The sequence below is a fragment of the Cupriavidus sp. IK-TO18 genome (assembly GCF_015549295.1).
GTDB classification, from domain to species: Bacteria; Pseudomonadota; Gammaproteobacteria; order Burkholderiales; family Burkholderiaceae; genus Cupriavidus; species Cupriavidus oxalaticus_A.
Window position 1 is genome coordinate 24,307 of sequence record NZ_JADGMP010000016.1, and the last position, 13,789, is coordinate 38,095.

General features: G+C 60.7%; 10 protein-coding genes. 5 read left to right on the forward strand and 5 right to left on the reverse strand.

Going from position 1 to position 13,789, the window contains the following annotated elements:
* Nucleotides 1-13: 13 nt before the first annotated feature.
* Genes IPF36_RS14360 through IPF36_RS14375 form a run of 4 tightly spaced genes read left to right on the forward strand, consistent with a single transcriptional unit; the run spans nucleotide 14 to nucleotide 4,302 of the window.
* Entirely contained in the window at nucleotides 14-1,090 is a 1,077-nt protein-coding gene (locus tag IPF36_RS14360; RefSeq protein ID WP_133093133.1) for a tartrate dehydrogenase, read from the forward strand.
* Complete coding sequence (locus IPF36_RS14365; RefSeq protein WP_195428388.1) at nucleotides 1,087-2,100, forward strand: hydroxyacid dehydrogenase; 1,014 nt, start codon at nucleotides 1,087-1,089, stop codon at nucleotides 2,098-2,100. Before IPF36_RS14360 ends, IPF36_RS14365 begins: the two co-directional genes overlap by 4 nt.
* A complete protein-coding gene (locus IPF36_RS14370; RefSeq protein ID WP_133093135.1) occupies nucleotides 2,097-3,245 on the forward strand; it encodes a mandelate racemase/muconate lactonizing enzyme family protein in 1,149 nt (382 codons plus the stop codon). The genes IPF36_RS14365 and IPF36_RS14370 overlap by 4 nt, the downstream gene beginning before the upstream one ends.
* Nucleotides 3,246-3,303: 58 nt before the next feature.
* Nucleotides 3,304-4,302 carry a tripartite tricarboxylate transporter substrate binding protein gene (locus IPF36_RS14375; RefSeq protein ID WP_243736793.1) on the forward strand — a complete coding sequence of 333 codons (999 nt, stop codon included), beginning with the start codon at nucleotides 3,304-3,306 and terminating at the stop codon, nucleotides 4,300-4,302.
* Between the two features lie 389 nt (nucleotides 4,303-4,691).
* Here the strand turns inward: IPF36_RS14375 and IPF36_RS14380 are convergent, their stop codons facing one another.
* The 5 genes from IPF36_RS14380 to IPF36_RS14400 form a co-directional block, all read right to left on the reverse strand.
* A complete protein-coding gene (locus IPF36_RS14380) occupies nucleotides 4,692-5,666 on the reverse strand; it encodes a tripartite tricarboxylate transporter substrate binding protein (protein ID WP_133093137.1) in 975 nt (324 codons plus the stop codon).
* A 23-nt stretch (nucleotides 5,667-5,689) separates the two neighbouring features.
* Nucleotides 5,690-7,375, reverse strand: a complete 1,686-nt coding sequence (locus IPF36_RS14385; protein WP_195428390.1) for a dihydroxy-acid dehydratase — start codon at nucleotides 7,373-7,375, stop codon at nucleotides 5,690-5,692.
* Nucleotides 7,372-8,706 carry an FAD-dependent oxidoreductase gene (locus tag IPF36_RS14390; protein ID WP_195428392.1) on the reverse strand — a complete coding sequence of 445 codons (1,335 nt, stop codon included), beginning with the start codon at nucleotides 8,704-8,706 and terminating at the stop codon, nucleotides 7,372-7,374. Before IPF36_RS14390 ends, IPF36_RS14385 begins: the two co-directional genes overlap by 4 nt.
* A 104-nt stretch (nucleotides 8,707-8,810) precedes the next feature.
* Nucleotides 8,811-9,818 (reverse strand): LacI family DNA-binding transcriptional regulator, encoded by a 1,008-nt coding sequence (locus IPF36_RS14395; RefSeq protein ID WP_133093140.1) that lies wholly within the window; start codon nucleotides 9,816-9,818, stop codon nucleotides 8,811-8,813.
* Nucleotides 9,819-10,119: 301 nt separating this feature from the next.
* Nucleotides 10,120-11,259 (reverse strand): hypothetical protein, encoded by a 1,140-nt coding sequence (locus IPF36_RS14400; protein ID WP_243736794.1) that lies wholly within the window; start codon nucleotides 11,257-11,259, stop codon nucleotides 10,120-10,122.
* A 916-nt stretch (nucleotides 11,260-12,175) separates the two neighbouring features.
* Between IPF36_RS14400 and IPF36_RS14405 the strand changes: the two genes are divergently transcribed.
* The gene (locus tag IPF36_RS14405; protein WP_133093142.1) at nucleotides 12,176-13,777 is read left to right on the forward strand and encodes an FAD-binding oxidoreductase; all 1,602 of its coding nucleotides are present in this window, start codon (nucleotides 12,176-12,178) and stop codon (nucleotides 13,775-13,777) included.
* Nucleotides 13,778-13,789: the final 12 nt, after the last annotated feature.

Below are 13,789 nucleotides of genomic sequence, written 5' to 3' on the forward strand. Positions count from 1 at the left end.
GGAAACCGACACCATGATCACAAACCAGCAATACAAGATTGCCGTCATTCCAGGCGATGGCATTGGCAACGAAGTGGTCCCCGAAGGCATCCGGGTCCTGGAAGCCGCCAGCGCTAAGTTCGGCTTCAAGCTCGCCTTCACGACCTATGACTGGAGCTGCGCCCGCTACCACGCCCAAGGAAGCATGATGCCGTCCGATGGAATCGAGCGGCTACGCGACTCTGACGCCATCTTTCTCGGCGCAGTCGGCTTCCCCGGCGTGCCGGACCACGTATCACTGTGGAACCTCCTCATCCCGATCCGCCGCGAATTCGACCAGTACGTGAACCTGCGACCGGTCAGGCTTCTGCCCGGTGTTCCCTGCCCGCTCGCCAACAAGGAGCCCGGCGACATCGACTTCTGGATCGTGCGCGAGAACACCGAAGGCGAATACTCGCAAGTTGGCGGACGCATGTTCGCCGGCACGGAACATGAGTTTGTCACGCAGGAGGCCATCTTCACTCGTCGCGGAACCGATCGAATCATGCGCTATGCGTTTGATCTCGCTAAGAAGCTAGGACGGAATCACGTGACATCGGCGACCAAGTCCAATGGCATCTTCCATTCCATGCCATTCTGGGACGAGCGGTTTGCCGCAGTGGGTGCCGACTATCCCGACATCCGCACCGACCAGTACCACATCGATATCCTGGCAGCGCGGTTTGCGATGTCCCCGGAGCGCTTCGACGTCGTGGTTGGATCGAACCTGTTCGGCGACATCCTCTCCGATCTCGGCCCCGGTATCACGGGAACGATTGCAGTGGCGCCGAGCGCAAACATCAACCCGGAGCGGAAATACCCGTCGATGTTTGAACCGGTGCATGGCTCAGCCCCGGACATCGCCGGACAAGGCATTGCGAATCCCATCGGTCAGATCTGGTCTGGGGCCATGATGCTGGAACACCTCGGACAGCCTGAGGCAGCGGCCGCGATCATGAAGGCCATCGAAGCTGTCCTTACGCATCCCGATCGCGTACTAACGCCTGACCTGGGTGGAAGGGCCAGTACACAGGAAATGGGCGCCGAAATCGCCAGGGCGGTTCTCGCATGACACAAGCCTCCAGGGTAGCGAGTCGCCCGCTTGTGCTGCTGACTGATGCCATCGTCCCGGAGGCGCATGCTCGACTGGCGGCTAACGCTGACGTCGAGTTATTGCCGCCAGGACTGATCGGCGCGGCTAGTGATAAAGCCCTTCGAGATCGCATTGCGCAGGTTGACGGTCTGATCGTACGGCGACAGCTCCCTGGCGATCTGTTCGAGCGCGAGCATCGTCTTCGCGCCGTCGTTCGTCATGGTGTTGGCGTGGATTTCATTCCGGTAGACCGCGCAACGGCTCACGGCATCCCAGTGGCCAATACGCCGGACACGAACTCGAACGCCGTTGCCGAATTTGCGGTGTCTGCCATGCTCGCAATGACCAGACGGCTGGCAACCTTCGACAATGCCGTGCGTGACGGCGACTGGAACCGCCGCATGCTCGCGGCAGAGCAATCCAGGGAACTTCGCGGCTCCACCCTGGGAATCATTGGCTTCGGTGCCATCGGGCGCCGGGTCGCGGAGATCGCAGGCGCGGGCTTCGGCATGAAGCTGCTTGCGCATACGTCGAAACCATCCAGGCTCCCGCCGCACGTCGCCCCGGCGGAACTCTCCGCTTTGTTCGCCCACAGCGATTACATCGTACTTGCGTGCCCTCTTACCGCAGCAACAAGAGGCATGGTGAACAAGACGCTTTTGGCGCATGCGCGTCCGACTACCGTGCTCGTCAATGTGGCACGGGGGCCAATCATCCAGCAGGCGGATCTGATCGACGCTTTGCGCAGCGGCACCATAGGCGGGGCCGTACTCGATGTATATGAACAACATCCGCTCCCGGACGACAGCCCGCTTCGAGATCTGCAGAACGTCCTTTTGACACCGCATATCGCTGGCCTCACCCAAGACGCCTCGATGGCCATGGGGCTGGCCGCCGCCGACACGATGCTCGCCCTGCTGCGAGGCGAACGACCACGCAACATCGTCAACCCCGAATTCAACGCCGTCAATCAGGAGACAATCCAATGAAGATCACCCGCATTACCGCAATTCCCCTGTCCTATCGTCTGCCCGAAGGCAAAACGGTCACCATGGGCGTGGGTAGTACGCTCAAGCGTGACGCGATCATCATCCGCGTTGAAACGTCCGAAGGCATCGTGGGCTATGGCGAGTCGCATCCCGGGCGCAGTCCTGGCGCCATCACCAGCCTTATTCACAACACGCTGTCGCCGCTGCTGGTTGGCATGGACGCCACGGACGTGGTCGGCACCTGGCAGCGCGTGCATCGCATGCAGTTTTCCAGCCACGGTCTTGGCGCCGGCGCCGCGCTGGCGCATTCTGGCATCGACATGGCACTCTGGGATATCCGCGGCAAGGCGGCGAACATGCCGCTCTACAAGCTGCTGGGCGGCTCGCGTCGACGCATTCCGGCCTATGCCGGCGGCATCGCGCTCGGATACCAGCCTGCGGCGTCGCTGGCCGAAGAGGCCCAGTCCTATATCGAACAGGGCTACAAGGCCGTCAAACTGCGAATCGGCGACTCGGTCAAGGCGGATATCGAGCGGGTACGCCATGTGCGCCGCGTGCTCGGCGATGACATCGACATCCTGACCGATGCGAATACGGCCTACACGATCGCCGACGTGCGCCGTGTTATGCCTGTGCTGGCGGAAATTCAAGCGGGCTGGCTCGAAGAGCCATTCGCCTGCAATGATTTCGCTTCGTATCGCGAGGCTGCCCGGATTTCCCCTGTCGTCCCGATCGCGGCTGGCGAGAATCACTTCATGCGATTCGAGTTTGCGCAACTGCTGGAAGCCGGGGCAGTCCAGGTCTGGCAGCCCGACCTGTCCAAGACGGGCGGCATTACGGAAGGCATGCGCATCGCCGCCATGGCCTCGGCCTTCCGCATCCCCATCCACGCCCACAGCTCCGCTACGGGCCTCAATCATGCCGCGACGCTGCATTTCCTCGCTGCAACCGAGAACGCCGGCTACTTCGAAGCCTGCGTTTCGCATTTCAATCCCTTCCGGGACATGTTCGGCAAGACCTTCGAAATCGGCAGTGATGGTTGCGTGGTCCCGCCGGAAGCACCGGGCCTGGGCGTCGAAGTCGACGAGGAAATCTTCAAGCAGTACCCGTTGATCGACGGCCCCGGTTACGTCGTCAAGTTCTGAGCAAGTACGCTCAGCAGACACCGATCCACCACATACAAAGATGGTGAAGGAGACAAAGATGCCTAGCAGAAGAACCGCGTGCAAATGGATTTTGTCATCTCTGGCGGGCGCCGCCGGCGCCACCGCCTTCGGTGGCGCCATGGGCGCTGCGAGCGATGCGTACCCGGACAAGCCCATTCGCATCGTCGTGCCATATACCCCCGGCGGCTTCAACGACACGCTCGCGCGCACCGTGGGCGAGAAGCTGACCAAGCTCTGGAAGCAGCCGGTGGTCGTTGACAATCGGCCAGGTGGCAACACATTGATCGGCAATTCGATGGTTGCGAAAGCCGCGCCCGATGGCTACACGTTGCTGATTACGCCCCTGCCGTTCGCCGCACTTCCCGCGTTGTACGGCACGAAGCTTCCCTACAACGCGACCAAGGATTTTTCTCCGGTCATCTGGGCTGCCAGCACCCAGAACGTGCTGGTGGCGCGAAACGACCTTGGACTTGCGACCGTCAAGGACATCGTCGATTTTGCCAAGAAGAATCCCGGCAAGCTGAACTACGGCTCCACTGGATCCGGCTCCTCCAATCATCTGTCGATGGAACTCTTCGAGAAGATGACCGGCACCAAGCTGACGCACGTCCCGTATAAGGGCAGTGGCCCGGCTGTTCTCGCCCTGCTCGGCGGTGAAATCGATGTGTTGTTCGACAACTTGCCCAATGTGATGAACCAGATCCGAGCCGGCAAGTTCAAGCCTGTGGCCGTCACCGGTCTGCAGCAATCCACGCTGCTGCCAAACGTGCCGACCGTCGCTGAATCGGGGGTGCCGGGCTACGAGGTAAACGTCTGGTTCGGCATTCAGGCACCCGCTGGCACGCCAAAGGAGGTCGTCCAGAAACTCAACCAGGAAATCGCGAAGGCATTGGCCGATCCGGAAATCATGAAGCGATTCCGCGAACAGGGTGTGGAGGTTGTGGGTAGCTCCCCGACCAAATTCGCCACACTCGTGGAAGCCGAGATCCAGAAATGGGGAAGCGTGGTCCGCGATGCGAACGTCCGATTGGAGTAACTGCTGCGTCGAGAAAGTGTCCGCACGGTAGCGGACACGCTCTGATCCGCGAGCATTCTTCAATATCCCGCCGTACGTCCGGCGGGCTTTTTGTTTATCCCCGATCTGTCGGCGGACGTTGGCAGCGAACCGTTGCAGTGCCGTGCAAGCTGTCGGACCAGATCACTTTCTGCGCAAGCCTGCCCGAAGCGGCGTCAGAGATCCCTTGACCGGCCAGGAATCAGTCGTGAACCAGAAAAAGGCCCTGCAGGTTATGTTTGCAGGGCCTTTTGCTTGCCGTTTCCTCTTTCCGCTCTGCTTGCCGAATTCCCGTACAGTGCGACCGGACAAACGCGATCGGCCCTTGAGACCAGACGAGGTCTCAAGGGCCGATCACAATCCGGGCTGGCTTATTCAGCGACCACGTTTGCCGACTTCGCGACAGCGCCCCACTTGTCGGCTTCGCTCTTGATATAGCGTGCAAACTCATCAGGCTTAGTTGCCACCACTTCGGCACCAAGCGTCGCCAACTGGCTCTTCACTTCCGGCATGGCAAGCACCTTCATCAGTGCAGCACTCAGTTGCTTGATGATTTCTGGCGAAGTTCCGGCGGGTGCAACAAGACCGCCCCAGGAAGAGGCGTCGAATCCCTTAAGCACGGATTCATCGATGGTTGGTGCATTGGGGAACGCCGGCACTTGCTTCTTACTTGCCACTGCGATGAGCTTGAGCTTGCCTCCGGTCACGAACGGACGCGCAGCGACGGCCGTAGTGAACATCATGGACACCTGCCCGGCCATCACATCGGTCATGGCTGGGCCATCGCCCTTATAGGGCACGTGCATCATGTCCAGCTTCAGCCCAGAGTTGAACATCTCGCCAACCAGGTGATTGGAGGAGCCATTGCCGGCCGAGGCAAATGTGTACTTCCCCGGATTGGCCTTGACTTCTGCCACCAGCCCCTTGATATCCGCCGCTTTGACCTTCGGTCCGGCCACCAGGACGATCGGCACCGTGGTGGTTTGCCCGATTGGGGCGAAGCTCTTGTTGACGTCGTAGCCGAGGTGCGGGTAGATCGACTGGCTGATGGCATTCGGGCCGACGTTCGCCATCAGAAGCGTATAGCCATCTGCCGGCGACTTGGCCACCATCTCAGCCGCGATGTTTCCGTTTGCGCCGGGCCGGTTCTCGACCACAAACGTGCCACCGGTGACTTCCTTCAGCTTTTCGCTCAGCACACGCGCGGTCGTATCGGATGCGCCACCCGGCGGGTATGGCACAACAATGCGCACAGGCTTATCCGGGTAGGCTGCCATGGCGATGCCTGACGCCAAGGCCGAAGCAGCGATGGCCGCACGCCACGCAGTTTTGATGAGTGCATTCATGATATGTCTCCTTCAATTCTAGTTTATCGAGGATGGATGGGAATCAGTACCGCGCCCCTGGCGAGCGGCTTCACCGTCTTGCTGTAGATGTTCAGCCAGCCTTGCTCCGTAGCACCCTGGATTGGTGCTGCGTCGACCCGACGCGAAGCCATCTCCTTCTCGTCAACAAGCAAGTTGATCTGCCGTCCGGGGATGTCGATCTCGATTTCGTCGCCATCCTTGACAAGAGCCAAGGGGCCACCGGCTGCGGCTTCAGGGCACACCTGACCGACCGCGACACCGCGGTTCAAGCCAGATAGCTGGCCATCCGTCACGACGGCGACCTTGCCGTTGAAGCCCGCGCCTTCGACGGCAGCAACGAATGACGACGCCAAGGCCACGCCTGGACCGCCAATCGGCCCCATACCACGCAGGCACGCTACGGTCCCCTCCGTGATACGTCCATCCGCCAACGCCGCGATAGCTTCCTCCTGAGAGTGAAACACCATCGCTTTGCCACGGAAGCTTTCCGCCTTCTCGCCGGCATTGCCGAGCTTGAGAATGCTACCCTCCGGTGCAAGCGATCCTTTCAGGATGACCAGCGACGGCTTCGTAGAGATGGGGTTGTCCAACGTGCGCAGGATCGACGGCGATGGCGCCTCGTATTCGTCGAGAATTGCCTTCCACGTCTTGCCGGAGACCGTCAAGCACTCCTGCTCGATCATGGACGCCAGACGTTTGATCGTCGCAAGGGTGCCACCCGCCGCTTCAAGCTCCTCCGTACGGTGCGGACCGTTGGGCTTGACGGTCGCAAGCAACGGCACCTCGCGGCCAAGCCGGTCAAAGAGATCGTAGAGATCCACATCCGTTCCGGCTTCCTCCGCAACACCTTGCAGGTGACGAAGCACGTTGATCGACGTCGACAGTGCCAATGCGACGCGCACGGCGTTTCGGAAGGCCGCCGGCGTCAGAATGCTGCGGGGCGTCAGACCTTCATTGACCATCTCGACAATGCGTGCGCCGGCTGCCCGGGCCTGGTCGACCATCGCAGGAGAGTTGGCCAGGACCGGACTGGCGCCTGGCAGCGTCAGACCCAATGCCTCGCAGACGATGTGCATGGAGTTCGCAGTCCCAAGACCAGCGCACACACCGGGGCTGCGCACGGCGCGCTTGCACATGCCGTCCAGGTCTTCGAAGGAGAGTTGACCAGTCACGTGCATGCCGACCTTCTCGAAGACATCTTCGATGTCCACATGCTCGCCCTTGTACTGACCACTGGCCTGATAGCCGCAAATCACCACCAGTGTCGGAATGTTTAGCCGCGCAGCGGCCATCATTTGTCCGGGCGTCGTCTTGTCGCAGGAAGCCAGGCAGACCATGCCATCGAGTTGTGCGCCCTCGACTTGCACCTCGATGTCGTTCACGATGAGGTCGCGGGACGGGAGGATGTAGCGGCCCTGCTTGCCTGCGCTGGTAATGAAGTCGCTCGGGGCGGCGGTGCGGACCTCGAAGGGTACGCCCCCCGCTGCGCGGATCGCCGCCTTCACGTGGGCGGATACGCCATCGAGGTGACTGAAGCAGCTCGACAGCTCCGACGAGGTGTTGACCACGGCAATCTTCGGCTTGTCCAGGTCGGCATCGCTCAGTCCCAGGGCTTGCCATTGGGCCTTGCGCAGAGCCCAACGGGTCGTACCCGGGGCGAAATTGCTACGGTATTTCGGGGAATTCATTGCAAGGCTCCAAGGAAGGCACCATTGTTTTCCAGTACCTGCTGGATATCGGACGCCGGAACATGGTGAACGCTAATGCCGCGTGCCGCTGCCGTTGCAGCGGTAAGCCCGGCCGCTTCGCCCATAGCGAAGCATTGCGCGGTTACTCTGATCGAGGCCTGCGCGCCATGAGTGGCCGATGCACAACGGCCAGCCACCATCAGGTTGTCGAAGCCTTCCAGCAGAAGCGAACGCAGGGGAATCTGGAAGTACGTGCCAGGCGGCAACCAAATCCATTTGGTCGCCCTACCTGCAGCGTGGTCCTCCATTGGCCATGCACAGCACCCGATGGCATCGTCGAAGCGCGCTCCTTCGAGAACATCCTTGTCAGTAAGGACGTAGCTTCCGACGGTACGCCGACTTTCACGGATGCCGATCACCGCGCCCGTATCCATGACGAAGGCCGACTCGAATCCCGGCACGTACTTTCGGAATGCCTTCAGGTATGTGCAGACTTGTTCCCGCCCCGCAATCTCTGCCCGTGACATGACACTGAGGTCGAACGGGTTGGGCGATTTACCGTCAACCGCCACTTTCGTGATGTTCAGATGCGCAAGCCCTGGCCGTTCGGCAAATACGCCGCCGGCGGTGCGAGGAAGGTCGTAGCCGTCGGCGACAGCCCGCTCAAGCCTTTCGCGAAGTGCCGGACGGCTCAAGCGGGCCAGCGAGTCGGTGTCTACGCCGCCGAACCGCACCATGGTGGTAGGAAACTGAAGATCGCCTTCCGAAATTTCGCAAGGCGCGCCAGCGAAGTTCACCAGGTCGGCATCGCCAGAGCAGTCCACGAACGACTTTGCCCGGATGGCGAGTCGCCCTTCCTTGGTCTCGATCAGCACGGCGTCCAGTTCGCGCTCTTTCATGGCGACACCAACCACCATTGCATGAAACAAGACCTCGACCTTTGCTTCCTGGACGAGTTGATCGAGAGCGACTTTCATGGCGAACAGATCATAAGGCAACGAAGCCGTCTCGAGCCATCGAGTCGTTTCACCGAGGCCGTCAAGGGACCGCAGTCGCTCGATGACTTCGTTGCAGAACCCGCCCACAATCTGCTGTACCTCTGTATCGGTGACCGCGTAGAGGCCGCAGATGCTGCCCAAGCTCACCGACGTCAGGGTGCCACCTAAAAAGCCTTCGCGCTCCAGAAGCAGTACCTTGGCACCCGTCCGCGACGCGGCAATGGCGGCGGCCACCCCAGCAGCGCCACCTCCAACGACGCAGACGTCTGCAGTGCGAAACACGGATGTAGACCGAGCTGGCTCGGGCACCGCCCCCAATGAATACGTAGTCATTTTGTCCCCGAAAAAATGCGTGATGCCGGGTCGCCGACCCGAATCACGCTTTCCACCGTTATGGTTACGTAGTCATTATAAACAGAATCGCAAAACTGCCAAGCTCAAGATGTTGTGCGTCGCAATACGAGGTCATTAGGAAGCACAAACGTGTGCGGGGCCAATTCCGGCGAAGTCATACGACGCTGGAGCCGGTCTACTACCTGCTCAACCATGGCTGGCAAGGGCTGCTGGACAGTGCTCAAGCTGATGCACTCCCACCGCGCCATGGGAATATCGTCATAGCCGACGATCCAAATGTCGTTCGGGACTTGCTTGCCACTGCGCCGGGCGGCATCCAGGACACCGATCGCAACAATGTCATTTGTGCAAAACACTGCATCGACATCAGGGCGTTCTGCGAGCAGTGTCTGCATCGCTCGAAAGCCATTGTCGTAGCTAAAGTCGGCGGCATCAGCCCGCACAAATGCGTTCCCCTGGCTCAATTCGCCAAGGCCTTCCATAAAGCCGCGCTCGCGTTCGCGAATCGTGCTTGCCTTGGAACTCTTGCTGGACGCGGCTGAGATCAATCCAATGCACTTTCTGCCCGCGGACACGAAATAGTTTGCAACCCGCCGGCCGCCGGCATAGTTGTCGCTCACGATCGTGTCGAACAAGTCTGTTTCGACAGAGCGATTGATCAGGATGATCGGCTTCTCGGCCGCGACTCGGGTCAGCATCTCCCTGGATTCATCCAGCGCGGCGGCAAAGATGACGCCATCGGTTGCGCTTTCGGCAAGCGCACGTACCGTTGCCTCGTCCATCTTTCCTTCAAGCTCCCAGACCGTTGTGCGGAAGCCCCGACTAGCGAGCCGCTCAACTAACAGTTGGAGCAGCATCGGGTACAACGGGTTAGACAGGCTCGCGATGACGACCGCAACCGTCCCGCTGCGACGCGTCTTCATCTGTCGAGCTGCCGCACTGGGCGAATACTCGTGGTCTTGTATGACCTTCAAGACCCGCGCCTTGGTCTCCGGCTTCACCGATGGCAAATCCTGAAGCACACGGGAGACGGTCGTTTGCGAAACCCCTGCCAAGTTGGCAATGTCGATGCTGGTAAGCCTCTTGCTCATGGTGAGGTAGGAACTGCACACATTTCTGTAAATGCCCCGGATTCTAAACGAACCCTTCGAGGCCGCCACGATATCGACAGTGCCGCTGGCCCACAGGCTACTTTGATAAACCGATCAGAATGGTCCTGCGCGGCGCGGCAAAGTGTATTGCGAGAGACGACCGTCGACTGTCCGCGGGGTCCCTCGTCACAATCCAATACTTTCGTGATTGAAATTATTCATTGGGCATCTGGAACGGAGCGCTTGCGCGTCGAGGAACTCCTTTACAAGATGGGCATTCACCGGAACTGGCCAGCCCCAGCTAGCGCCCCGTCCGTCCAGCCGCATCATCGGTGAAGTGGTAGAGGTGCGTGTTGTCCGGCGCCTCGCCGATCCTCTCGCCGCTCGGGCGGAACTCGACCTGGCGCCGGTAGTTTTCGCTGTCGGCCCTGGCGTCGCGGGTCGCGAGCTTCAGCGCCTCGGGATAGGGCATGGGGTCCTTCGATTTCTCGATTTCGAGTAGCATCGTCTGTTCGTTGACACGAACGCTGTACCTGCCGAGGTTGAAAAGGAGGTACATCGCCAGAAGGTTGTCATAGTCTTGGTAAGCCCCGGCGTCGCGGCGGAAGTCTAGCGACAGGACCGAGGGAAAGCGGTCGGGCAAGTCCTTGAAGGCCACTTTCTCTTCCTCTTGTGGGTCGACATAGGCCGAACCCCGGTACTTTTTATACAGCACCACGTCCATGCTGTACTTGCGCCGGCCCCACTCCTTGATGAGCTTCATCGCCATATCGGTAGGGACGTTGGCGGTGGCTGCCGCAACCACGCGCCGTCCTGAAAGAACTCTAGCGCTGGTCACCTCCAGGTCGCGGTAGCCAGCCCCAAACCTGAAGGCGGCGCCGATGGTCTTGGCGCAGTTTAGGCGCAGGTAGTCGTACTTTACTTGGCCTCGGTGATACTCGGTGTTACTACGCTGCTGGTGATAGTCTTCGTTGATGCGCCGGAAAAAAGCTGCCAGTGCCGCCCTTTCCGCCGCTGGCACGCCGTAGACACGCACACCGATGACTGAGCGCTTGTAGATTTCGCCGAAGTCCAGCCCAAACGATGCTGTCTCGGCGACCGTGGAGATTGTCTTGAACAGATATTCCTGCTTGGGTATGGCGATCATCAGATCGGCGTTGTAGTAGCCGCTCGCGTGCTTGATGTCTCGGTCCGCATAAAAGTTGGCCGAATACACCACCTCGTCGCCAGCCAGATCGTCACGGAGCGCCAGTGCGATATGGCCGGCCGATCCGCGTTTGGACGTGCCAAAGCTGATCAGCAACTCCAGATCATAGGGATCCTCGCGAAGCCTTGCTGCGATCTGCTCAATGTTGGCGGGCTCCGGCCCGCCCTTACTGCCGAATTCGGTGGCAAGGGCCAACCGTGGCGATAGAATCGCTACAGCGACGAACCAGAGCACCAGCCTCGTTCTCATTATTCCCCCAGCCCTCGGCCAGTGCGTGCCTTACGCAACCTGAACGTCGCGTGACGATTCATGGACGCCCAATGGCTAACCAATGCGAACACTCGAGTGCGCCCGCACCACGCCCCGCCGAGCCACGAGTGATTCGCGGCACGCGGGGCGCACGCACCCACATGCTGCCGTTGGGCTTTGAGTCGATATGGCGCAGTAATCCCGCTCGCGTCCAGCGCTAAGGTTAGCATCGCCTCGTTGCCGGCATGCAGGGTAAACGAGGGTGGATAATCAATGAGGTGGGTCAGTGCATGTGCTCGGGGATCGATTTCCAATGCTGCCTCCCTTCCCGCCAACGCTCACAGCATATGCGCCTTCAGAACCATTTGGAACGCCTTTTCCGAAGACATCCCCTCCATCACCAGCATTACAAGCTCATCCCGGTAGTTGACGTGTTCCGTGTATGGTGAGGGCAAGGTGTTCAGTACTTCTCGCACCAGGAATTTGACGTCGGCAGTTTTCGTTCGCTCCTCGCGTGAGGCCTATCGATCCGGCATTCATCAACTCGGCCAGCGCGCGGTGTCGCCTGGCGTCGGCCGGCACTCATTGTTGGAAATCCATGGGGCGCGCTAGCGTGCGGGGCCGATTCCGACGCCACAGTTTGTGGCACACAAACTAAGAGGGACGCCCTGGATTCGCAAATATGTGACGCCTCACATATTTGCGAAACCCGGCCACCCCTCATCGTCGTCCCGCCTCTGCTGAAAATCCCCCTTTCGTCCTTGACATTGTTCTCCCTTCACCTAGGATGATGTAATCGATTGCATTGCCAGTTTTGCCATCCACTCTGCGGCCTGGCAATATTTTTTTCACTGGAATGTAATCGATTACATTTAACGGAAACCACGAAGGAGACATCGACATGCAGGAACGCCGTCGGAAGTTTTATGGCTGGGGCTACGAAGGGGACACCGTTACGCCGGAGGAAATCTCGGAGTTCGAGGCCGCGTGGAGCCGCCTGCTAGGTGTCGAGCATTTCGAGGCCATGCCCTTTCCCACTGCGGACGAAATCGAGCTTCGCGCGCCGCGCGTTCAGCCGCCGGCAACGCTGCGCGAGATCTGCACGACCGACCACTACGACCGCCTTTATCACACCTATGGCGCCGGTACGGTGGACGTGGCGCGGGCCATTCGGAAGGAGTTCCCGAATCCGCCAGACGTCGTCGCGTATCCCAAGACCGAACAGGAGATCGTCGATCTCTTCGACTGGTGCGGCCGCCAACAGCTCGCCGTCGTTCCCTACGGCGGCGGCTCCAGCGTGGTCGGCGGGGTGAACCCCCCGGAGCACGACCGGTACCGTGGCGTCCTCACGCTCGACCTCAAACACTTCGACAAGGTGCTGGAAGTCGACCAGACCTCGCAAGCCGCGCGCATCCAGGCCGGGGTGCTCGGGCCGAGCCTGGAACGCCAGCTCAAGCCGACCGGGCTGACCATGCGCTTTTTCCTGCAGGCATGGGAGTTCTCGTCGCTGGGGGGCTGGATCGCGACCCGCGCTGCCGGGCATTTCGCCACTGCATACACGCAGATCGACGACCACATCGAAAGCCTAAAGGTCGTGACCCCCGCGGGCAATATCGAGTCGCGCCGCTTTCCAGTATCGGGCTCGGGCCCCAATCCCGACCGGCTGTTTCTGGGCTCGGAGGGCGCGCTTGGCATCATTACCGAGGCCTGGGTCAAGCTGCACCGCCGCCCAATCTTCCGCAAGCAGACCACGGTGCGCTTCCGCGATTATGCGAAGGCCGTGGAGGCGACGCGGCTGCTGTCCCAGTCGGGCCTGAACCCCGCGAACGCGCGGTTGGTCGAGCGGGAGGAGGCAGCCTACACCGGCTCAAGCGACGGCACCTATGACATCCTCGTGCTGGGCTTCGAGTCGGCGGATCACCCGGTCGATGCGTGGATGGCGCGCGCGCTGGAGATCTGCGCAGCATGCGCCGGCGAGTGGGATACCGCTGCGGCAACCAAGGAGGAAGGTGCCGATTCGGCCACGGCAAGCTGGCGCAACAAGTTTTTGCGCGGACCTTATCTGCGCGAGTACGCCATTGCACGCGGCGTCATGCGCGAGACCATGGAAACAGCCGTCACGTGGGACCGCTTCGCCGCACTTCACCAGCACGTCAAGGCCGAGACTCATCGCATCATCCACGAAGTGACGGGCCGCCCGGGCTCCGTGACCTGCCGCTTCACCCACCTGTATCCGGACGGCCCTGCGCCTTACTTCACCTGGTTTGCCTATGGGGACAAGGCCCGCATTCCCGAGCAGTACATGGCAATCAAGCGGGTGGCGGAACAGGCCATGGTGGACGCCGGCGGCACCGTCACCCACCACCACGCGCTCGGACGGGACCATCGTCCCTGGTATGACAAGGAGCGGCCCGAGCTGTTCTGCACCGCGCTGAAGGCGGCAAAGAAAGCGTTCGACCCGAAGCAGATCCTGAATCCCGGCGTGCTGTTCGACCCGAGCTGAAGCTCGGGCATT